The sequence below is a fragment of the Pseudomonas alloputida genome (assembly GCF_021283545.2).
Taxonomy (GTDB): Bacteria; Pseudomonadota; Gammaproteobacteria; order Pseudomonadales; family Pseudomonadaceae; genus Aquipseudomonas; species Aquipseudomonas alloputida.
On sequence record NZ_CP128540.1, the window covers coordinates 2,796,036 to 2,816,746 of the forward strand.

Annotated in this window: 16 protein-coding genes; 7 read left to right on the plus strand and 9 right to left on the minus strand. The window is 63.0% G+C overall.

Translation table 11 applies throughout. The features are described 5' to 3' along the window. Window positions 1-60 precede the first annotated feature (60 nt). From LU682_RS12770 to nfrB, 3 genes are read right to left on the minus strand one after another with little or no spacing between them, the layout of a single operon-like run. A complete protein-coding gene (locus tag LU682_RS12770; RefSeq protein WP_010954317.1) occupies window positions 61-900 on the minus strand; it encodes a DUF4434 family protein in 840 nt (279 codons plus the stop codon). Beyond that, on the minus strand, window positions 900-3,905 hold the full coding sequence (locus LU682_RS12775) for a phage receptor (protein ID WP_060489433.1): 3,006 nt from the start codon (window positions 3,903-3,905) through the stop codon (window positions 900-902). Before LU682_RS12775 ends, LU682_RS12770 begins: the two co-directional genes overlap by 1 nt. Next, entirely contained in the window at window positions 3,902-6,076 is a 2,175-nt protein-coding gene (gene nfrB / locus LU682_RS12780) for a cyclic di-3',5'-guanylate-activated glycosyltransferase NfrB (RefSeq protein ID WP_010954314.1), read from the minus strand. The genes LU682_RS12775 and nfrB overlap by 4 nt, the downstream gene beginning before the upstream one ends. 192 nt (window positions 6,077-6,268) lie before the next feature. Here nfrB and LU682_RS12785 point away from each other — a divergent pair, with 192 nt between their 5' ends. After that, entirely contained in the window at window positions 6,269-6,700 is a 432-nt protein-coding gene (locus LU682_RS12785; RefSeq protein WP_010954313.1) for a PACE efflux transporter, read from the plus strand. A 182-nt stretch (window positions 6,701-6,882) separates the two neighbouring features. After that, a complete protein-coding gene (ilvA, locus tag LU682_RS12790; protein ID WP_079732532.1) occupies window positions 6,883-8,442 on the plus strand; it encodes a threonine ammonia-lyase, biosynthetic in 1,560 nt (519 codons plus the stop codon). A gap of 114 nt (window positions 8,443-8,556) precedes the next feature. Here the strand turns inward: ilvA and LU682_RS12795 are convergent, their stop codons facing one another. The 3 genes from LU682_RS12795 to LU682_RS12805 all read right to left on the minus strand — a co-directional run bounded on the left by LU682_RS12795 (window position 8,557) and on the right by LU682_RS12805 (window position 11,999). Next, window positions 8,557-9,738: a DUF8534 domain-containing protein gene (locus LU682_RS12795; protein WP_049587694.1), complete on the minus strand. Its 1,182-nt coding sequence runs from the start codon at window positions 9,736-9,738 to the stop codon at window positions 8,557-8,559. Window positions 9,739-9,789: 51 nt separating this feature from the next. After that, window positions 9,790-10,269, minus strand: coding sequence for a VOC family protein (locus LU682_RS12800; protein ID WP_010954310.1), 480 nt, complete (start codon window positions 10,267-10,269; stop codon window positions 9,790-9,792). A 110-nt stretch (window positions 10,270-10,379) separates the two neighbouring features. Beyond that, window positions 10,380-11,999: an NADP-dependent glyceraldehyde-3-phosphate dehydrogenase gene (locus LU682_RS12805; RefSeq protein WP_010954309.1), complete on the minus strand. Its 1,620-nt coding sequence runs from the start codon at window positions 11,997-11,999 to the stop codon at window positions 10,380-10,382. On the opposite strand from LU682_RS12805, the gene LU682_RS12810 reads away from it, so the two are divergent. The 4 genes from LU682_RS12810 (at window position 11,998) to LU682_RS12825 (ending at window position 15,696) form a co-directional block, all read left to right on the plus strand. Next, the gene (locus LU682_RS12810; RefSeq protein ID WP_010954308.1) at window positions 11,998-12,165 is read left to right on the plus strand and encodes a hypothetical protein; all 168 of its coding nucleotides are present in this window, start codon (window positions 11,998-12,000) and stop codon (window positions 12,163-12,165) included. The two genes, LU682_RS12805 and LU682_RS12810, sit on opposite strands and share 2 nt — an antisense overlap. 288 nt (window positions 12,166-12,453) lie before the next feature. After that, complete coding sequence (locus LU682_RS12815) at window positions 12,454-13,608, plus strand: GNAT family N-acetyltransferase (protein WP_010954307.1); 1,155 nt, start codon at window positions 12,454-12,456, stop codon at window positions 13,606-13,608. A 73-nt stretch (window positions 13,609-13,681) separates the two neighbouring features. Beyond that, entirely contained in the window at window positions 13,682-14,800 is a 1,119-nt protein-coding gene (locus tag LU682_RS12820) for a glycosyltransferase 61 family protein (RefSeq protein WP_010954306.1), read from the plus strand. A gap of 47 nt (window positions 14,801-14,847) precedes the next feature. After that, a complete protein-coding gene (locus tag LU682_RS12825) occupies window positions 14,848-15,696 on the plus strand; it encodes a helix-turn-helix transcriptional regulator (protein WP_010954305.1) in 849 nt (282 codons plus the stop codon). On the opposite strand, the gene LU682_RS12830 is transcribed toward LU682_RS12825, so the two are convergent. After that, on the minus strand, window positions 15,661-16,242 hold the full coding sequence (locus LU682_RS12830; RefSeq protein ID WP_010954304.1) for a LysE family translocator: 582 nt from the start codon (window positions 16,240-16,242) through the stop codon (window positions 15,661-15,663). The two genes, LU682_RS12825 and LU682_RS12830, sit on opposite strands and share 36 nt — an antisense overlap. A gap of 291 nt (window positions 16,243-16,533) precedes the next feature. Here LU682_RS12830 and LU682_RS12835 point away from each other — a divergent pair, with 291 nt between their 5' ends. Then, a complete protein-coding gene (locus tag LU682_RS12835; protein WP_010954303.1) occupies window positions 16,534-18,105 on the plus strand; it encodes a TerC family protein in 1,572 nt (523 codons plus the stop codon). On the opposite strand, the gene rarD is transcribed toward LU682_RS12835, so the two are convergent. After that, complete coding sequence (rarD, locus tag LU682_RS12840) at window positions 18,068-18,928, minus strand: EamA family transporter RarD (protein WP_232857253.1); 861 nt, start codon at window positions 18,926-18,928, stop codon at window positions 18,068-18,070. The two genes, LU682_RS12835 and rarD, sit on opposite strands and share 38 nt — an antisense overlap. A gap of 60 nt (window positions 18,929-18,988) precedes the next feature. Further along, window positions 18,989-20,575, minus strand: coding sequence for an EAL domain-containing protein (locus tag LU682_RS12845; protein WP_010954301.1), 1,587 nt, complete (start codon window positions 20,573-20,575; stop codon window positions 18,989-18,991). Window positions 20,576-20,711: the final 136 nt, after the last annotated feature.

Consider the following 20,711-nt stretch of genomic DNA (forward strand, 5'->3'; position numbering starts at 1 on the left):
AGGGACCGTACGGTGTGGGGGACCTGTGGGTTTATCCGCGAAGAGGCCGGCCCTGGTAATTCATTGCTGTGGCAAGATACCCCGGGCCCAGGGCCGGTAGCGCAAGGCAAACACTGCCTCGGCATGGCACCCGCTACCCACCCTGGGCTCGGCGGGCTCCGCCCGAAACGCCTGCTCCGGCGCGCTCACCTGGCGGAACGCCTCGCGCACCACACCCACCCGGCACGGCAACGCCTGCTCGTAACCCTGACGCACCAACGCCGGCAAACGCCCGGTGCCGGCGCCATCCTGCCACCACACAGTCAAGCCCAAGCCGGCCAGTTGATCCAGCCAGACGGCATTGACCCGCGGCGTCAGCTTGCCTGTGCTGAAGGCGCTGATATGCAACGGCTTGTCCAACTGGCGGTTGAAGGCCTGCAACTGGCTGTACAGCGCATCGCGCCGTTCGGTCTCGCGCAGATGCTGGTCGTCCAGCTCCATGGGCAGGTACCAGCCGTCCACTGGCAACTGCCAGGCCTGGCGCAGTTGCTGGTACTGGCTGAGCGAGCGCCCCAGCTGCGCTTTCCAGTAGCTGTTCAGGCCCTCGCCATCCAGCTCGTCGAGGCGCTGGTAGTAGGCCGGGTCCATGTACAGCCCCAGCACCAGCTGCAAGCCCTCGGCACGCGCGGTGCGCAGGCTGTTGGCCAGCCAGCCCTGGGCACCGCCGAAATCGCTGTCGCCATAGGCACTCCATTGCACGATCAGGGTTTTGCCACCTTGGGCCGCGGTGGCTTGCCACAGTTGCTGCCACTGGGCGGGTGTGACGCTGGCATCGCGGTTGAGGGGTTGGTAGAACAGGCGCTGGTCAGCGGTGGCCGGTAGGCACAGGGCCAGCAGGCAGAAGGCGATGAGCGTACGCATCAGAAGGTCATCTCCGCACCGACCAGCACACCGTTGGCGCGCTCGTAGAGGTTACCGCCCAGCGATTGCTGGTACTCGGCACGCACTTTCAGCGAGCCGCGGTAGGCGTTGTAGCGGTCGTCGTCGAACCACCATTGCCAGCGCACGCCAACCCCGGCGCGGGCGTCCTGGCGCCAGTCGTTGCTGGGGTCCTGGCTGGAGAACTCGACAAAGCCGTAGGGCATGAGGGTTTGCGGCGAGCTGCCCGGCAGCTTCCAGGCGTGGCCCTGCTGGTAGCGCGACAGCCAGGCATGGTCGCCGGCGCGGGTCCACCAGGCAGCATCGAGGTAGAGGAACCGTTCGTTCCAGTCGTCCTCATCGATGCGCCAATCATTGCGCCAGCCTCCCTGGTCGAGGAACGAGGCGGTGGCGCGCAGCAGCAGGTCATTGCTCGATTCGGCGTGGTGGCGCAAATCGCCCCAGTTGCCGCCGACCTTGGCCGGGCTCAGTAACTGGCCAAGGCTGAGGCCGCGATAGTGTGCTTCGTCGATCTGCCGCTGGTGGTAAAGCTCGGCATACAGGTTGAGGTTGGCCTGGCCGAGCGGCTTGTAGCGCAAGCCGACACCGGTTCCCATGCTCTGGGCATAGTCGGTGCGGCTTTGGCCGCCGAACAGTACCCGGCCATACACTGACAGGGTGCTGCCATTGCGGCTGGGCTCCTCGCCCAGGGCATGGTCCCACATGGCCAGTTGCACGTTCTGCGATTGCGCCCGGCGCGAGCTGCCGCTGCGCTGGCCGTTGTCGAGAAACTTGTCGTTGGTCGAGGTGCCGGCCGGCGACCAGGTGCTGGCCAGGGTAATGGTGTCGCGACGTGACAGGCTCTCGTGGGCGCGGCGCTGGCGGTACTTGCGTGCCTCCAGGCTGCCGTATTCGTCATCACCGTCGACCAGGTTCTGCTCTACGTCGAGGATGCGGCGCAGTTCGCGGCGTGCCGCAGCGCTGTCGGCATGTTCGTCGTAGCGCAAGGCGAGTGTTTCGCCAAGGCGGTAGTCCTCGGGGAAGTCGTGAGTGGCGTGTTCAAGGTAGGGGATCGATTGCATGCGCTGAGCCTTGTCTGTCGAGCCAGCCAGGCGCATGCCGTAGTCGGCGCGATAGCGCGGCTGGTCGGGGGCCAGGCGCACGGCTTCGGCCAGCCAGGCGGTGCTCTGCGCACTGTCGCCGGCCAGTTGTGCGGTGCTGGATGCGGCGTAGTAGTGGTCGGGGCGCGGGCTGTGCGCCAGAGCCTGGCGCTGGAAGCCCAGCGCGGCCTGCGGGTCACCTTGGCGCTCGGCGATGGCGGCGCCCAGCGCCCAGTCATCAGCGCTCTGGTGCGCGGCAGCGTCCCAGTAGCGGCGTGCTGCATCGGCGTCGCCTGCATTCAGCGCGCCGCGGGCAGCGGTGAGGCGGGCATTATCGGTAAAGGCGCTGTCTGGCAGGCTGCGCCAGATCGGCTGGGCGGTTTCGGAGTCGCCGGCCGCTTCGAGTGCGTAGGCCAGCGGTAGACGGTTGCCAGGGTCGCCCAAACGCTCGGCAGCCTGGTAGTAGACCACCGCCTCACCCGGTTGGTCGGGCATGGCGCAACGGCCGAGGGCGCGGTACTGGCCAGATTCGCTCGGGGTGGCCGGCACTGCCTGGCGCACGGCATCGCACTGGCCGGCCTCGGCCAGCCGCCCGAGCAACTGGGCGCGGGTGTCGGCGTTGACCCGGGGTATCAGGCCGAGCATGCGGCGGCTGTCCAGGGGCCCGTCGTCACGGGCATACAGGTTGGCCAGACGCTGTAGCAGCGATGGGCCGAGGCGGCCCTGGTGGCGGTCGTAGGCTTGCTCCAGTAAGTGCCGTGCGTGATCGCCGTGGCCCTGTTCGGTCAACAGGAAGGTGGTTTGTTCCAGGGCGGCGAGGTCGCCGGTCTGCCGATAGCGTTGTTCCCATTCTGCGGCGGTGCGCGGCTGCGGGGGCTGCGGCGGGGCGCCATACAGGCGCTGCTTGAGCACGGCATAGGCCTGAGGGTCGGCGTTGGCGGGGCAGGCCTTGAACTGTTCCCGGGCCAGGTCCGGGTCTTGATGTGACAGCCAGTCGACCGTTTCAAGGCAGGGGCGCTGCAGGTCGTTGCTCAGGCGCCGCACCAGCGCTGCATCGTCGCCTTCGCGGGCCAGTTGCCAAAGTTGCTGGCGCTGCTCGGGTTGCTGCAGTTGATCAGGCGGTAGCGACTGCAGCCAGCGTTGGGCCTGCTGGTGGTGGCCGACGGCAATGGCGCGGTTGGCCATGGCCAGCCGCGTCTGGTTGGCCGCTGCGGGGGAGGGGGCGTGGGCCAGCAGCGCAGTCAGGCCCTTTTCGTCGACTTGCTGGATATAGGCATTGGCCAGGCGTTGCCAGTCCTGGGCAGGCAACTGGCCTGTGTCGGCCAGCGGCTGCAGTTGCTCGATGGTTTCTTTCCAGTTGCGCAGCTGTTCGGCGAAGGTGGCCCGGGCCAGGCGCAGGACCTGGCCGTCCCCACCGGGCGGCAGTTGGTTGAGCCAGTCCAGCGCTTTGGCGGCGCCACCAAACTTGGCCAGGCTCAGGCTGTAGGCCTGCCACAGCTGTACCCGGTGGTTGCCGTCGCTGGCGGCCAGCCATTGTTCCACCTGGCTGGCCGGTGGCGGGTCCTGCTCGATCCAGGTCAGGCGCAGCTCCAGCAGCGCGTCGGCATATTCGGGGCTGTCGCCTAGCTGTTCAGCCAGCGCTTGGGCCTCCTTGTAACGGCGCTGGTGGGCCAGGGCTTCGACCAGCAGGGCGCGGGCTTCGTCGTTGTTCGGTACCCGGCCCAGCACATGGCGGGTCAGGCGCTCGACTTCAGCCCAGTTGTCTTTCCTGGCCTCGCGATAGCTGCGGTCCATGAACGGAAAGCTGGTGAACCGCTGGAAGTCGGTCATCGGCGCCGAAGCGGCAACGGGCAGGACGGCGGAGCACAGCAGCAGGCCAGTGAAAGCAAGGGAAAAACGCGGCTTCATGCCACCTCCCGGGTCAGATCAATCGCCACTTGTTGTTCACTGGCCTGTTCGATCAGGGCCTGCTCCAGCACCTGCCTGGTGATGATGCCGCGGGCAATCAGGTGCTCGCCGAGGCTTTGGTGTTCGGGGTCGAAGTCGATCAACGCCTGGTTGAACAGGGTGACAGGGACCATGCCGCGCACCTGCAGCAGCGCGCCTAGCATGACTTGGTGATGGCTGACCCGCTCCAGCAGCGCTTCATCGTCCTGGTGGCGTTCAAGCACAGCCAGCATGTCTCGGGTTTCTTGATGCTGCCAGGGGCTCGGGTAGTGGTAGCGAAGGCCCAGCGTGACCCGGCCCTGGGGGGCCAGGCGTGCCTTGACCGGGCGTTTCAGCTGGCGGCTGATCACACCCAGCGACACCTGGCTGACCGGGCTTTCACTGGCCAGGATCAGGGTGCCGCCGTCTTCGTCCACGGGCAATACGCCGTAATGGGTGGCCAGCTTGCGCGGCAGTTTGGCGATCAGTTGCGGGCTGAGCTTGAACGGGTTCAGCGGTGCCCAGGGCAGGTCCAGTTGTTCGGCCAGGGTGGCCACCAACTGCTCACTGTTCAGCCAGCCACGCAGCAGCAACTCGCGGCCCAGGCGCCTGCGAACCGGGCTGGTGATGGCCTGCTGCAACTGTTCGTCGGTGATCAGGCCCTTGGCCACCAGGCGCTGGCCCAGTGGTGTGCGAGCCGGGGTGGCGATGGCGGGGAACTCGTGGGTGGTCTTGTCCCAGGCCACGCGCCGCGAATCGCCCATTTCCATTACCTGGCGCAGTGCACGCAGGTTGGCGAAAAAGTTGACGAAGTTGCTCCACATCATTCGCGGTGCCGACAGCAGGCCCTCGCCGATGCCATAGAAGCGGGTGACGAACCAGGCGCGCTGGAACAGCCGGTTGAGCAGCATCAGGCCGTTCAGCCACAGCAGGGTCGACAGCAACCAGCTGTCGCTGAGGATCGACATGAAGCGCCACGACTCCGGCGCAATGACCGTGACTAGCCACATGGCCAGCAACACCAGCAGTAACAGGTTGACCAGGAAGCTCAGCAGGTAGGCGAACAGCCCGCGGCGGTCACGCCATAGGAAATAGTTGAGCGCGCCCTTGCGGCTCCAGCCGAGGTTGCTGGTGCCCTGGAACACGATGCCGACGATCCAGCGCGACTTCTGCCGGATGGCATGCTGCCAGTCACGCGGGAAGTGCTCGCGCACACAGATCACCTGGGAGAATTCGCGGCTCATGCCTGGGCGCCAATCCTGCTTCAGGGTCAGTGCCGGGTCGGTGATGGAGTAGCGGGCGAAAATGCACTTCATGCCTTTTTGCTTCAGGCGAAAGCCGATGTCGTAGTCCTCGGTCAGGCTCTGTACGTCAAAGGCGATGCCGTCACCGTCCTCGAGCAGTGCGCTGATGGCGCGGCGGCTGAAGCAGGTGCCGACGCCAGCACTGGGCACCTGGCCGGTCAGCGCTTCGCGCACGATCACGTCCTTGCCGTGGTTTTCGGCAAACTCGTCGACATAGTGGCCGGCAGTGAAGCCCTTCCACTCCGGTGCGTAGGGATACACCGGGATCTGGATCATGTCCTTGCTCGGCAGCAGGTAGTTGAACAGGCGCAGCTCCATCGGCGAGATCACGTCTTCGGCGTCATGCAGGATGAAACCGGCGAACTCGATGCCGGCGTCCTGCTGGAAGCGCAGCAGCGCGTCGATGATGTTGTTCAGGCAGTCGGCCTTGCTGGTGGGGCCGGGGCGGGCGCAGACCACTTTGTGCACGTTGGGGAAGTGCAGGCACACCGCGTCCACGTCAGCCTGGGTTTGCGGGTCGTTGGGGTAGGTGCCGACAAAGATCTGATAGTTCTCGTAGTCGATGGTCGAAGCGGCCAGGCGCGCCATTTCACCGACCACGCCAACTTCGTTCCAGGCAGGGACCATGATGGCCAAAGGTTTTTCCGGGACTTCGTACAAGCGCTTCTCATCGGCCTTTTCGAACTTGCCGTAGATGCGAAAACGCCGGATCAGCGTGCGCCCCCAATAGCACAGATCGATGAACAGGTCGTCCAGGCCCAGCAGGAACATCAACGAGGCAAGGGTGATCGCCAGGAGCTTCAGGCCGAACAGCAGGTAAGTGAGAAAATCGATGAATACCAGGCTCATGTGTCAGCCACCGGCAGGGCAGAGTGGGCCATCGTCTTATCCTCGCTCGTTCCCTCGACGAAGGTGCAGGAGATGTCACTGTCATGTACGGAATAGATACAAGCAGCCGAACGCGGGATTGTCCAAATTTCGGGCTGTTTCTTGCGGGCTGCATCTTGTAGCTTTACAGGTCGTTCATTCAGGGAGCTGAACATGCAAGGTAAGGCCCGCAAGATCGTCCAGGCCATTCTCTATGAGGCCATCGCCGTCGCCTGTGTGGCGCCCGCACTGGAGCTGGCGTTCGGCGCCGGCATGGCGCAGTCGACCGTGCTGTCGGTGCTGATGTCAGGCATCGCGATGAGCTGGAACATGGGTTACAACTGGGTATTCGAACGTTGGGAAGCGCGCCAGCCCAAACGTGAGCGCACCTTCCTGCGGCGCCTGCTGCATGCGCTGGGCTTCGAGGGTGGGCTGGTGGTGATCCTGTTGCCGCTGGTGGCGTACTGGCTGGACGTGAGCCTGTGGGCCGCACTGCTGACCAATCTGGCGTTGTTCGTGTTCTTCTTCGTTTACGCCTTTGTCTTCCAGTGGGGCTTCGACAAGGTGTTCGATGTGCCGCTTTCGGCGCAGCAGGCCAAGTGTTGACTTTCGGCTGCGAGGCAGGCTAAGTTCCTACCCCAATGAATACATTCCCGCACGTGAACGCCATTATTATTACCGCCATTATCAGCTTGGCGGGCTAGCGCGTACGTGCACCGAACCCGCCCTGGAGGCGGGTTTTTTCTCTCTGACTCTTGGGCAACGTAAAAATAGCCAAGGAGTCATCGATGACCAGCTTCAGTGTCCCTCGTACTACCGTCACCCCCCAGCAACTGCTGTCGGAGCAGGTGCGTCGCATTCTTGCGGCGCCGGTGTACGACCTGGCCATTGAAACGCCCCTGCAAGCGGCCCCGGCCTTGTCTGCCGCCCTGGGCAACCAGGTGTTGCTCAAGCGCGAAGACCTGCAGCCTACGTTTTCGTTCAAGATCCGGGGTGCCTACACCCGCCTGTCGCGACTGACCGATGTGCAGCGTGAGCGCGGGGTGATCACCGCTTCGGCGGGCAACCATGCCCAGGGCGTGGCCTTGGCCGCATCGCATCTGGGTATGAAGGCAACCATCGTCATGCCCACCACCACGCCATCGTTGAAAGTGGAAGGCGTGCGTTCGCGCGGCGGGCATGTGGTGCTGCATGGCGAGAGCTTCCCGCATGCGCTGACCCACGCACTGAAGCTGGCCGACAGCGAAGGCGCGACCTTCGTGCCACCGTTCGATGACCCGGATGTGATCGCCGGGCAGGGTACCGTGGCCATGGAAATCCTCCGTCAGCGCCCTGGGGCGTTGGACGCGATCTTTGTGCCCGTGGGCGGTGGCGGCTTGATCGCCGGGATCGCCGCCTATGTGAAGTACCTGCGCCCTGACGTGAAGGTGATCGGTGTCGAGCCGGCAGATTCCAACTGCCTGCAGGCTGCCATGGCCGTCGGCGAGCGCGTGATCCTGCCGCAGGTGGGCACCTTTGCCGACGGCGTGGCGGTGGCGCAGATCGGCGCCCATTGCTTCGAGCTGTGCCGCCACTTCGTCGACGAGGTGGTGACGGTGAGCAGTGACGAGCTGTGCGCGGCGATCAAGGATATCTACGACGACACCCGTTCGATCACCGAGCCGTCCGGGGCCTTGGCCGTGGCCGGTATCAAGAAGTACGTGGCGCGTGAAGGTGTGCAGGGGCAGACCCTGGTGGCCATCGACTCCGGGGCCAACGTCAATTTCGACCGCTTGCGCCATGTGGCCGAGCGGGCCGAGCTGGGTGAGCAGCGCGAGGCGATCATCGCCGTGACGATTCCGGAGCAGCCGGGCAGCTTCCGGGCCTTTTGCCACGCACTGGGCAAGCGGCAGATCACCGAATTCAACTACCGCTTCTACCCCGGGAAGGAGGCGCGCCTGTTCGTGGGCGTGCAGACCCACCCGGTGCACGACCCACGTGAGCAGTTGCTGGCCAGCTTGCGGGAGCAGGGGTACAGCGTGCTGGACCTGACCGACAACGAGCTGGCCAAGCTGCATGTGCGCCATACCGTCGGCGGACATGCCGCGTCAGGGGCTGATGAGCGGGTACTGCGCTTCGAGTTCCCCGAACGGCCAGGGGCGTTGCTGGGGTTTCTGGAGCGGTTGGGCAAGCGTTGGAACATCAGCCTGTTCCATTACCGCAACCATGGTGCGGCGGAGGCGCGGGTGTTCGCTGCCTTGGAAGTGCCAGCGGACGAGTTGGCGGGCTTGCCGTCGACGCTGGACGAGATGGGGTACCGGTACTGGGACGAGACTGACAACCCGGCGTACAAGCTGTTCCTGGGCTGACGCGCCTGTGCGGCCAATGCACGCCTGTCTAGCCGCCTGCCGCCTGTGTTCGCTGCGTGACCGCCCCGCCCGAAGGGCAGGGCGATCTCCTGCAGGGAACTGCGCGAGCCAATTTCAACGCTCGCGCATGAAAAAGCCGGCAACGAACTTGCGGAACGTTTCCAGGCTTTTGAAGTCGGCGTAGCGCTTGAAGTTCTCGGTATCCGGCTCGGGGCCGATGGGCTGTTCCAGCAGCGACACTGACAACACCCGGTCCTGGTCCGAGGTCAGCACCAGCTCATCCATCACCTGCCCACCGATCACGGGGCGACGCATCTGCACTTTCACCCCTTTACTGGCCATCCAGTCGATCAGCGACACCAATGCCTTGAGCGGCTCGCGCTCTTCATCGCGGTACACCGGGAACAGGTGCGCGCGCGACAGCACGGGCACACTGGCCACATGGATCAGCTCATAGAAATGGCTTCCGGCGCTGGTAGGCGAGTAGATCATCAGCGCCAGCAACGGCCCGGTGGTGCGGCTCCCGCCCCAGTACAGGTGATGCCCCTGGAAGTCGAAGCCGTCCTCGCTGCGGTTGTTGAACAACTTGCGCCCTTTTAGCTGGTCGATGCAGTCCAGCAGCAGACCGTGGCGGCGGTGGTTGCCGAACACAGAGGCTTCGCGCAGGCGGGACTTGAGCATCATCATGTGCTTCATGTCCAGGCGGGTTTCCAGGTAGTTGCTGGCGGGCACCCGCTCCAGCAGCGGATAGCGGCTGGCCACGCTGCGCAACTCGGCAAACTGTGTGGTCAGGTCTTTCTTCAGGTGGGTGGCGTAAAGGTTGAGTCCGCTGGTTTCAATCCAGGTCAGCAGCAGTGACAGCAGGCGCTGCTGTTCGCGTCTGTCGTTGCCATCGCCGGCGCCACCGGCCGTGCCAGCACGGAAGTCGCTGATCAGGCGCAAGGGTGTATCGGGTGGCAGCCAGGCGGCGGGTGGGGCGGGGTCGTTTTCACGTTCGGCGGCTTCCCGCTCGTCCTTGGTGAACGGGCAGCCAGGCGCGTGCTCGGCGGTGCCCGGGTTGTTCTTGAGGAAAAGTGTGCCGGTGCTGCCGTTGAGGGTGACATTGAGCACCGGCAAGGCATCGTTGCGGCAGTCGCAAGCCAGCCATTGGTTGGCGTTGCGTACTTTCATCAGTAGCTGGTTGGCCTGTAGCAGGCGCGGGCCGGCGAGGCTGCCGGTGGCAAAGCCGACCAGCAGTTCCTCTTCAGCGGGGGTCAGGCTGCGCACCTGGGTGGCGGTTTTGTCGATGATTCGCATGAAGCAGCTCCAAGCTACGAGCCTCAAGCTTCAAGCAAAGTCGCGCGGCTTTCAACTCGTCGCTTGGCTACCGCCGAACATCTTCGCGGCACGGGCGCGAATCTCGTCGGGGGTCAGGTCCTCTTTGTGGGTGGACACGAACCAGATGTTGCCAAACGGATCTTTCAGGGTGCCGCTGCGGTCACCGTAAAACTGGTCGGTCAAGGGATGTAACTGGATGCCCCCGGCGGCCAGGGCCTGGGCGTAGACCTTGTCGCAGTCCTCAACATACAAGTGCAGGCCAACACCCGCACCGTTGAGCTTCTGGCTGGCGGTGAGGCCGCCTTCCATGTCGCAAGGGTCGCCCAGCATCAGCGACGAATCGCCGATTCTCAGTTCGGCATGGCCAACGCGACCGCCTGGGGCATCGAGGCGGAACATTTCCACCGCACCAAAGGCTTGCTTGTAGAACTCGATGGCCTTGGCGGCGTCGTTGATGGCCAGGTAGGGCGTGATGCTGTGCTGGCCTTCGGGGATGGGTTTGACTGCCATGTTCGACTCTCCTGTGCAATGGGCGCCGAAAGGCGCCCTGTTGCTTAGAGTCGTTCGCCCAGATGGAAAATCGACAGTGACGCTAGATCGATTGTCTATAAGCGCGGCGGTCAGAAGATGTAGTCGGTGGTCAGGAAGCTCGACTGGCGGTTGCGAATGATCTCGCTGATCAGCGCTTTGTTGGCCTCCTGGAAGCGGGTGGCGACCAGCGTCCGGATGGAGAACACACGCAAAGCGTCATCCACCGATAGCGTGCCCTCGGCGCTGTTCTTGCGGCCGTTGAACGGGTAGGTGTCAGGGCCGCGTTGGCACTGAGCATTGATGTTGATGCGCCCGACCTGGTTGGCGAAGATGTCGACGAGGCTGCCGATGGTGGCCGGGTCGTTGCCGAACAGGCTCAGTTGCTGGCCGTAGTCGGAGTCCAGCACATAGTCGATTACTGTCTGCAGGTCGCGGTAGGGCACCACCGGTACCAGCGGGCCGAACTGCTCTTCGTGGTACACGCGCATTTCCCGGCTGACCGGGTACAGCAAGGCCGGGTAGAAGAATGAGCCGCGGCTATTCCCGCCATTTTCGTTGAGTACGCGCGCGCCCTTTTCCGTCGCATCGGCAACCAGGCCATCGAGGTAGTCGACCTTGCCAGGCTCGGGCAACGGTGTCAGCGCCACGCCAGGTTCCCACGGCATGCCGGGCTTGAGCGCCGCCAATTTGTGCTGAAACTTGTCGAGGAAGGCCTCGACCACATCCTCGTGCACGAACAGGATCTTCAGTGCCGTGCAGCGTTGGCCGTTGAACGACAACGCCCCGGTGACGGCCTCTTCGACAGCGTTGTCGAGGTCGACCTGGGGCAGCACGATGCCCGGGTTCTTGGCGTCCAGGCCCAGTGCGGCGCGCAGACGATGCGGGCGTGGGTGCAGTTTCTTCAGGTCGCTGGCGGCCTTGTGGGTGCCGATGAAGGCGAATACATCGACCTTGCCGCTGGCCATCAGCGCGCTCACCGTTTCCCGGCCGCGTCCATAGATGACATTGATCACGCCTGCCGGGAAGCTGTCGCGGAACGCTTCGAGCAAGGGTCGGATCAGCAGTACGCCGAACTTGGCCGGCTTGAACACCACCGTGTTGCCCATGATCAGCGCCGGGATGAGCGTGGTGAAGGTCTCGTTCAGCGGGTAGTTGTAGGGCCCCATGCACAGGGCCACGCCCAGCGGGGCGCGGCGGATCTGGCCGAGGGTGCCTTGCTCCAGCTCGAAGCGGCTGGAGCGGCGGTCCAGGTCCTTGAGGGCGTTGATGGTGTCGACGATGTAGTCGCAGGTGCGGTCGAATTCCTTTTCCGAATCCTTCAGGTTCTTGCCGATCTCCCACATCAGCAGCTTGACCACGGCCTGGCGCTGTTCACGCATGCGCGCGAGGAAGGATTCCACATGCTGGATACGCTCGGCCACGCGCATGTTCGGCCAGGCGCCACGGCCTTTGTCATAGGCCTGTACGGCGGCATCGAGGGCGGTAAGCGCGGTCTCGGCATCCAGCAGCGGGGCGCTGCCCAGTATGACCTGATGCTCTTCGTCGCCTTGCTTGAGCCACACCGGGCTGCGCACCGTGGCCAATGGGCCGTCCCAGCGCCTGAGCTCACCGTTGACCAGGTAGTCGCGTTGTTCCAGTGGGGCTCCCAGGCGCCAGGTTTCCGGGATGTTCTCGGCGCTGGGGAAGAGTGAATCGAGCAAACGGTCCATGGGTACTGCACCTCACATCAAAGGGCGGTTTTCAAGTCAGTTGAATCGTTTCAGCTACGAGCATGCACTGGCTGCAGGAAAAACACCAGTCTGGTTCAACATGGCCGCCAATGCCTACCGGCAAGCAGTCAGCGAACTGAAAGGCGTTGATGCAAGTAGGCTTTAAAGGTTTCTCATTGATAGCGAAGTAGCCAGCGGACGCTTGATGGGCATGGTTATAGCAAAAGTTGTGTTGAGCATTGGTCTGATGCGGGGAATTTGACGCCATGAAACTTGATCAAAAGTCAGCCAGAAGCCGCTTGCCAAAGCGTTTGCAGGCATCTTAAATTGTTACTGAATGTGATAGTAAAGTTTCAAGTAAAACAATAAAAATCAAAGTGTTAAGTGTTTTTGCCGGGTTTTTTCTCTTGTTCCGATTGGCCAACAGTGCACTTCAAAGGACGTCGAAGAAGAAATGAAAAAGACCTTGACGACTGTGGCGCGCAAGCTCCTGTCGCCCTCCCTGCGCTACGAAATCAGGCTGCTGGCCAGCAAAGTGCGAGAAATGTTGGCGCGTGCCTGTCTCTGGCGTTGGGAAGTCGCCAGGTTCCGCCCGCAACAGGAGAGCCCGTACGAAATCCTCTACATCGGCCGCAAGCAGCAACGGGAAATGGCCAAGCTGCTGATCGGTGGCAAGGGCCAGGGCAGCGCCTCGATCGTGGACAGTGCAAGTGCCACGGCGGCTGCCAGCCACGTCGTGGTCATCAGCGAAATGCCCACGTCGGGGTCGCTGTCAGTGCCGCACTACCTGAGCGCCGTGGTGCCGCTGGGGCGCCCACTGGAAGACATCACTGCCCGCTACGACAGCGAACTGCGGCGCAGCATTCGCAAGAACCGGCCGCTTTATCACATGCGCCAAGCCCTTTCGGACGAAGAAATCGCCATGGCCGACCGGGATCTGCTGCGCCCTTATGCTTCGGCCCGTCAGGGCATTCATGCCGCGCAGTTTCCTACCGAAGAGGTGTTCCGTATTGCCAAGAGTGTCGGCCGGCTTGACTTGATCATGCTGGGCGATGAGGTGATTGGCTGCCACCTGGGGTGTGAAGTGGTACGCAGCGGCAAGCGTTACTGGAGCACGTTGCGCTTTGGCTATTGCGAGGCGGTGTTTTCCGATGCGAAGAAACTGCGCGAGGTGAATTCGATCACCACTTTCATGGCGCTTGAATGGGCACTGGAACAGGGCTTCGATTATTACGACATCGGCCTGTGTCTGGCGCGCCCGGACGACGGCCTGCTGAAGTGGAAACGCCGCCGCGGTGGTGATATCGACTCGCTGGGTAACCATGCGTACCTGTTTGTCCGCCTGCCCAAGACCGGTACGGCAAAGTTCCTGTGGGACACGCCGATGTTCGCGGTCGAAGGCGACAAGCTGACGTTGCATCTGGGGCTCCCCGATGGCCCAAGCGATGAGGAAGTTGCCAGCCGCTATCACGAAATGGTGTTTGGTGGCCTGCACAAGATTTATCTCTACGGAGGCAGCGGGGCAGGCGAACCGTTTGTGGAAACATTGCGCAGCCGTTACGCCAGCTTGCAGTCACCGCCCACCATGGAAAGAGTCACGAGTAGTTGAGTAACTGCCAGGGATGCTTTGATCTGGCGCCGGGCGCCGGGCTCCAGTCTTCGTCATCAGGGGGGGACGCTTCATGGGAAGCGACATCTCGCAGTTCAGTGCATCGCCCGCAGCCAGGCAACACACCTGGACCTTGGCCGCCTACCGATACATGGCGCGCAAACGGCTGGGTGGAAAAACGGCGATCGATCTCAAGAGCGTCGCCACCAAGAGTTGGGACATTGCCCCGGGCGAAGCCACGGTTTCACCGCCGGCCATTTTCCTGCCTGGCCAGCTGGATCGGGTGACGGGCTGGGAAGGCAAGCGGTTTTACCCCTACGTGCACCCGGCGCAGACCATGGCGGGAGGTATCCACACGTTGCAAGGGCCAACCCGTGGCTACCTGATCAAGGATGTATGGCTGGTCGATGGGGCATTGTACAAGGGCAAGGCCAGCCACTGGCTGTCACAGAAGCCGAGTACCTTCCCGACCATCCTCATCGACCATGAAATCGACCGCGCTGCGATCTACTGCACGCTAAACGGTAACGCCTGGTTCGGCACCTGGCTGATGGAAGATTGCCCGACCTATGCGCTGGCCTGCAACGAGGGCATCCCGGTGACCACCGCCCCCTCTGCCAGGTATCCGCTGTTCACCCAGGCACCGGCCTATGAAGACTGGCTGGACATGAAGCCTTTGCGCCTGCGCAGTGCGTTCTTCCGTGAGCTGGTGCTGTTCGATGACCAGAGCAACAACCGCAGCCGGCATGCTCGCTACCGAGCCATGGGTGACAAGCTGCTGTCGCATGTGACGCACACGCAGCACCCGGGGGTTTTCCTGTTGCGGGGCGGTGATGGTGATCTGCGCCTGTTGCGCAACGAGCTGGAGCTTGCCGAACACCTGCGCACGACCCGCGGTTTTCGCATCGTCAACCCGCTGAAGTCCGATGTGCCGAGTATTGTCGCGGCCTGCGCCGGGGCTAAAGTGGTCATCGGGGTGGAGGGTAGCCAGTTGGTGCATGGCGTGAATGTGCTGCAGGCGGGAGGCTGTCTGCTGACTTTGCAGCCGCCGAACCGTTTCGTCAGTTACTACAAATACCTGACGGATCGTGATCACCAGCATTTCGGCTTTGTGGTAGGCCTACCGGAAGGCGATGGTTTCCGGATCGATATTGACGAGGTGGAGCGCACGTTGGATCTGTTCCCTCGATAAATGTGTAGTATCCGTGCATGGATCAGCGGCGGGCAGGGCAGTAGAGGATGATCGAGGTATCACGGTTTTGGCGCGACCCTGCCTTGCCGTTCGTCGAAGCCCGACAGGTAGGGGACGGGCGCAAGGTGTGCTACGCCGCGCACTCTCACGAGAGTTTCTCCATCGGGGTGATCACGGGGGGACGTAGCACTTACATCAACAGTGACCAGTGCGTTGAGGTTGGGGCGGGTACCACGGTGTTGATGAACCCAGGCGTGGTGCACACCTGCAACCCTGTTGCCGGGGAACCCTGGTCTTACCTGATGCTGTTCGTCGATCAGCCTTGGTTGCAAGCAGTGGGTTTTACCCTGCCCACGCAGACCTGGAGCCGCTCGCCTGTGTTGTATCGGCGGCTGTTGCAGGCCTTTGCCGACCTGTTCGATGCCAGGCTGCCTGATCGCGAAGCCCGCCTGGCGGCCCTGTTTCACGAGTTGCCGGGCATGCTTGGCGGTAATGCCAGCGAGGGTGGCGAGGGCAACCCACGGCTGGATGCAGCGGCAGCGTTCATACGCGCCCATCGCAGTGACCCGCTCAGCCTCGAGGACATCTGCGGGGCTTGCGGCCTGTCTCGGTCCTACCTGATTCGTGCCTTTCGCCAACGCTTCGGCCTGACGCCGCATGGCTACCTGCTAGACCAGCGCGTGCAACTGGCCCGGGCGCAGTTGCGCCAGGGCCGCTCAATTGCTGAAGTTGCACAGGAGGCCGGGTTCGCTGATCAGGCACACCTGCAGCGGGCATTCAAACAGCACCTGGCGGCGACACCGGGGCATTACAGAAATGCCGTCGCTAGCCTGGGCGCTCCTGCAGGAGCCGTGCAAGCCTTAAAGGATCAGGTAAACCGCGCTGGCGACCAGTAACACGGCCAGGCTCCGATTGAGCATGCGCAGGTGGCGTGGGTTGTCCAGGTACTGGCGAATCACGCTGCCGGCCCAGGCCCAGCAGGCTACCGAGATGAAACAGATCGGCCCGTAGATCCAGGTAAACAGCCACAGCAAGTGCTGTTCACCGCCGGTGTAGGCACCCACCCCGGCAACGGCTGCCAACCAGGCTTTGGGGTTCAGCCACTGCATCGCTGCGCCGTGCCAGGCTGAAGGGGCTTGGCTAGGCTGTGCGTTGTTCAGGTTACCGTCGTCACTGGCCAGCTTCCACGCCATGTACAGCAGAAACGCTACACCGCCCCAGTGCAACATCAGGCCCAGCAAGGGCCAGCGTAACAGTAGTTGATGCAGGCCCAGCCCGACCAGCACCAGCAACAGGCAGAACCCCAGCGTGGCGCCGGCCACATGGGCAACGCTGGCGCGCAGGCCATGGCGGGCACCGCTGCCAAGGGCGACGATGTTTACCGGGCCGGGGGAGATCGAGGCCGCAAGGGCGAAGGCGGCCATGGACAGGTATAGGCTCATGAGGAAGATCCGCGTGGTTGGGGAGGCCTTATCCTCGCGTGGCTGGCGTTCTGATGTATTGAACAAAAGTACCTGCGCACAACCCGCGCCTGCAGGGCTAATGGCGATGCAGGGTTGTTACAGGTTTTGTAATAGTTTTGCGCTACTACAGAAACCTGCTGTGCTTGTAGTATCGTTCTCCCAATTTGTTATCAAGGTCTATATGAGCACCTTCGCGGAGCCCCCCAGTCTTCGGCCTTTCTGGCCATCCTTCCCCCGTCCTTGTGACGTGTCCCACGTGAGTACCCACTAATGGAATGGCTAGCCGACCCCACGGCCTGGCTAGGCCTGTTGACGCTTATCGTCCTCGAGCTGGTGCTGGGTATCGACAACCTGGTGTTCATCGCCATCCTTGCCGACAAGTTGCCGCCCCATCAGCGCGACCGCGCGCGGGTCATTGGCCTGAGCCTGGCGCTCATCATGCGCCTGGGCCTGTTGGCCAGCATTTCGTGGATGGTCACCCTGACCGCACCGCTGTTCGAAGTGTTCGGCAAGAGCTTCTCTGGCCGTGACCTGATCATGCTGTTCGGTGGTGTGTTCCTGTTGTTCAAGGCCACCATGGAGCTGCACGAACGCCTGGAAGGTCACGTAACCCAGGCCAGTGGCACGCTGCGCCATGCCGCGTTCTGGCCGATCGTTGCCCAGATCGTGGTACTGGACGCGGTATTCTCGCTGGATGCCGTGATCACGGCGGTCGGCATGGTCGATGAGTTGTCCGTGATGATGATCGCGGTGATCTTCTCGATCGGTATCATGATCGTTGCCAGCAAGCCGCTGACCCGCTTCGTCAACGCCCACCCCACGGTGATCATGCTGTGCCTGGGCTTCCTGATGATGATCGGTTTCAGCCTCACCGCCGAAGGCCTGGGCTTCCATATCCCCAAAGGCTACCTGTACGCGGCCATCGGCTTCTCGATCCTGATCGAGCTGTTCAACCAGCTGGCCCGTGCCCGCCGCAAGCGCAGCCTGCAACAGCACAGGCCGTTGCGCGAACGTACTGCCCATGCCGTGCTGCGCCTGCTGGGCGGCCGCCGGGTCGAGGCTGACGAGGTCGGCGAGGAGATTGCCGACCTGGTCGAGGGCGGCGGGGAACAGGTGCTGTTCGACCGCCGTGAGCGGGTCATGATCAGCGGCGTGCTGAACCTGGCCGAGCGGCCTATTCGTACGGTGATGACTGCCCGTGCCGAGGTTGATGTGATCGACCTGGCGCAACCGGCCGACGCCATTGCCCAGGCCCTGGCCAATTCGCCGTACTCGCGCCTGCCGCTGATCCGCGATGGTCGCGTGGACGAGCCCTTGGGCTTTGTGCACAAGAAGGAACTGCTGAAGGAACTGCTCTCGGGCAGCCAGCCCGACCTGGAAAGCATGGCCCGGGCGCCGTTGAACCTGCTGGAGAGCTTCAGCATCCTCAATGCCCTGGAGCAAATGCGCGGTCAGTCGACCCATATTGCCTTCGTGGTCAACGAGTTCGGTGACTTCACCGGGCTGTTGACCATGACCGACATCCTTGAGTCGATTGCCGGTGAGCTGCCGGATGCCAGTGAGGTTGAAGGCCCGGGCATCGTTCAGGAGGGGGAAGGCTTTGTGGTCAGCGGTGCGCTGAACCTCAGCCAGGTGCAGGCGCGTACTGGCTTCAGCGCCCGTGCTACCGAAGATTACCAGACCCTTGCGGGCCTGGTGATGAGCTTGCTGGACCGCCTGCCGATGGTCGGTGACCGGCTAGCCTGGAATGGCTGGATGCTGACCGTGGAGGCGGTTGAAGAGCGACGGGTACGCCAGGTTCGGCTTACACCGAACGGCGACGCTGACGTAGCAGGTGCTTGAAGCCCTCAAGCACCAGCACCAGTACTGCGGCCCAGATTGGCAGGTAGGTCAGCCACTGATCCGGGCCGATGGTTTCGCCCAGCAGCAACGCCACGCCTACCAGCAGCACGGGTTCGACGTAGCTGAGCAGGCCGAACAGGCTGAATGGCAGCATGCGGCTGGCCAGCACGTAGGCGATAAGCGCCGAAGCGCTGATCGCGCCAAGGATCGGTACCAACACGTACAGCCCGGGGTGTGCTTGCAGGTCAGCACTGGACAGTGGGCTCTGGATCACGAAGTACAGCGCCCACGGCAGCAGCAGGCACATGTCACACCACAGGCCGCCCAGGTTGTCGGTGCGGCAGCGTCGGCGCAGCACGAAGTAGACCGGGTAGCCGATCGTTACCAGCAGGGTTTCCCAGGCAAAACTGCCATTTTGGTACAGCTCGTGGCCCACGCCCAGTGCGGCGCAGGCCACGGCTACCGTCTGCAGGCGTGACAGCCGCTCGCCATATACCAGCCGCCCGGTCAGGACCATGGCCAGTGGCAGCAGGAAGTAACCCATCGACACTTCCAGGCTGCGCCCATGCAGGGGCGCCCAGAGAAACAGCCACAGTTGCACCCCCATCAGCCAGGACGTGCCGACCATGCCGAGCAACAGCACCGGCGTGCGTTTTACCCGGCCCATCAGTTCGCCCACCCGCTTCCAGTCTTTCGAGACAAGCATGAACAAGGTGAGGCAGGGCAGTGTCAGCAGGGTGCGCCAGCCAAAGATTTCTTCGCCATCGAGTGGCTTGAGCAGGGAGGTATAGAAGTACATCACAGCGAACAGGCAGGACGCCATGACCGATGAAACAATGCCTTTTGAAACGAATGCCTCGAATACGGGAATTGAGCGGGTTGATCAGCCGCGCATGATCTCAGGGGGCGCATCTTGCGGCAACTGCGTTGCGCCCGGGCGAGTGGCCAGGGCTTCGAGGAACTGGGCGGCCGGCATGGGTCTGGCGAACAGGTAACCCTGCTGGAAGTCCACCCCGTGCGCGGCCAGGTAGTCGCGCTGCAGGTCGGTTTCCACACCCTCGGCAACGATGCCCAGGTCCAGCTTGCCCGACAGCTCGATGATGGTCTCGAGTATGTGCACTGACAGCGCATCGGCGCCGATCATGGCAACGAAGCTCTGGTCGATCTTCAGGTAGTCGACCTTGAATTGCCGCAGGTAGTTGAGGCTCGACTGGCCGGTGCCGAAATCGTCGAGGGCAATCATCACGCCCATGGCATGCAGCTTTTCGAACAACTCAAGGGTGACCGGCGTAGGCTCGATCAGCTTGCGCTCTGTCAGTTCCAGGGTCAGCACCACCCGGCCGGGCGGAAAGTGCTGCAGGAACGTGCGGCAGTCATCCAGCAGGCTGAGGTCGCGGCAGTGGTCAGCGGTGATGTTGACACCAATATGGAAGCCGTCTTCCAACAGGCCGGCATAGGGCGCCAGGCTTTGCGCGGTATGTGTCAGCAGCGCACGGGTCATGGCGACAATCTGCCCGCTATGTTCGGCATAGGGGATGAACAGGTCGGGACGAACCAGGCCTTCGCGTGGGTGGTGCCAGCGCATCAGCACTTCCGCACCGGCCCAGCGGTAATCGCCCTTGCGCACCACTGGCTGAAAATACGGCAGGAATTCATCGGCCTGCAGGGCACGGTCCAGTTCGGCACGCGGTGAGGTGGCGCGGCGAATCTGCCAGCGGCATGCCAGCGCCGCCAGGGCACCCAGTATCAGCAGCAGGCTGAGCAGGCCAGGGTAGTGGCTGCGTAACAGTTGGCCTTGCTTGTCGGCACTGTAGCCGCCCTGCACGCTGAAAGGGTAACGCGTCGAGCCTATCAGCACGTTGGCACTGGCGGCGGCAGGGGAGGCGCCTTTGTGGACCACGCCGTCCTTGCCCATCCAGGCGTCGCCCACGCGGATTTGCAATTCTTCATCGGGGCCGATCAGGCGCAGTGCTGTCAGCAGGTGGTCGCCATCCACCGTGGTGATTGCACCGTGGTCGCCGTCGCTGGCACGGTAGACCAGCAGCGGGTGGCCCGGGGTAACCGAGTTGCCGTCCATCAGCCATAACTTGCCGTCGACGTAATCGCCAGGATTGACCGGTTCTTCGAACTCGCCGAACAGCGAGGAGCAATAAAGGTTGTTGTGCCTGAACAGGTTGGTCGAGCGCACGAAGGCATTGCGGGTAACCTGGGCCCGCAGCATGAGCTGGGCCTGCTCGCATGGGCTGTCAGTCAGTGGAAGTAGCGAATTGGCGGCACGGGACAGGTTGTCGAGGATGTGTTCGACGTGCTCCAACGCCTGGCGGGTGGTGGCGTGGCTGCTGGCCTGCATTTCACGTTCGACCTGCCAGTTCATCACGGCCAGGCCGCACATGACCGGCAGCACGCCGACGACCCAGGGCAAGAGCGTGCGCCAGCTGAGTGCGGCGCGGCGTTTGACGGTAAGGGGCATGCTGATCTGACTATCATGGAGTAAAAACGAGAGGATAGCCGTTTGTCGCCGCGTACGAGCAACTAAAACGCGACAAACCATTTTACGCAATGTAGAATCGATTTACGAATACAACAATAAGGTCCTTCACGTCCGA

Bases quoted from the DNA above. Each gene is read 5' to 3' on its own strand.
- LU682_RS12815 (WP_010954307.1), top strand. From the start codon at position 12,454: ATGAAAAAGACCTTGACGACTGTGGCGCGCAAGCTCCTGTCGCCCTCC.
- LU682_RS12775 (WP_060489433.1), bottom strand. From the start codon at position 3,905: ATGAAGCCGCGTTTTTCCCTTGCTTTCACTGGCCTGCTGCTGTGCTCC.
- LU682_RS12800 (WP_010954310.1), bottom strand. From the start codon at position 10,269: ATGGCAGTCAAACCCATCCCCGAAGGCCAGCACAGCATCACGCCCTAC.
- LU682_RS12830 (WP_010954304.1), bottom strand. From the start codon at position 16,242: ATGAGCCTATACCTGTCCATGGCCGCCTTCGCCCTTGCGGCCTCGATC.
- LU682_RS12810 (WP_010954308.1), top strand. From the start codon at position 11,998: ATGGGTACTGCACCTCACATCAAAGGGCGGTTTTCAAGTCAGTTGAAT.
- LU682_RS12845 (WP_010954301.1), bottom strand. From the start codon at position 20,575: ATGCCCCTTACCGTCAAACGCCGCGCCGCACTCAGCTGGCGCACGCTC.
- LU682_RS12795 (WP_049587694.1), bottom strand. From the start codon at position 9,738: ATGCGAATCATCGACAAAACCGCCACCCAGGTGCGCAGCCTGACCCCC.
- LU682_RS12820 (WP_010954306.1), top strand. From the start codon at position 13,682: ATGGGAAGCGACATCTCGCAGTTCAGTGCATCGCCCGCAGCCAGGCAA.
- LU682_RS12825 (WP_010954305.1), top strand. From the start codon at position 14,848: ATGATCGAGGTATCACGGTTTTGGCGCGACCCTGCCTTGCCGTTCGTC.
- nfrB (WP_010954314.1), bottom strand. From the start codon at position 6,076: ATGAGCCTGGTATTCATCGATTTTCTCACTTACCTGCTGTTCGGCCTG.
- LU682_RS12835 (WP_010954303.1), top strand. From the start codon at position 16,534: ATGGAATGGCTAGCCGACCCCACGGCCTGGCTAGGCCTGTTGACGCTT.
- LU682_RS12770 (WP_010954317.1), bottom strand. From the start codon at position 900: ATGCGTACGCTCATCGCCTTCTGCCTGCTGGCCCTGTGCCTACCGGCC.
- rarD (WP_232857253.1), bottom strand. From the start codon at position 18,928: ATGGCGTCCTGCCTGTTCGCTGTGATGTACTTCTATACCTCCCTGCTC.
- ilvA (WP_079732532.1), top strand. From the start codon at position 6,883: ATGACCAGCTTCAGTGTCCCTCGTACTACCGTCACCCCCCAGCAACTG.
- LU682_RS12805 (WP_010954309.1), bottom strand. From the start codon at position 11,999: ATGGACCGTTTGCTCGATTCACTCTTCCCCAGCGCCGAGAACATCCCG.
- LU682_RS12785 (WP_010954313.1), top strand. From the start codon at position 6,269: ATGCAAGGTAAGGCCCGCAAGATCGTCCAGGCCATTCTCTATGAGGCC.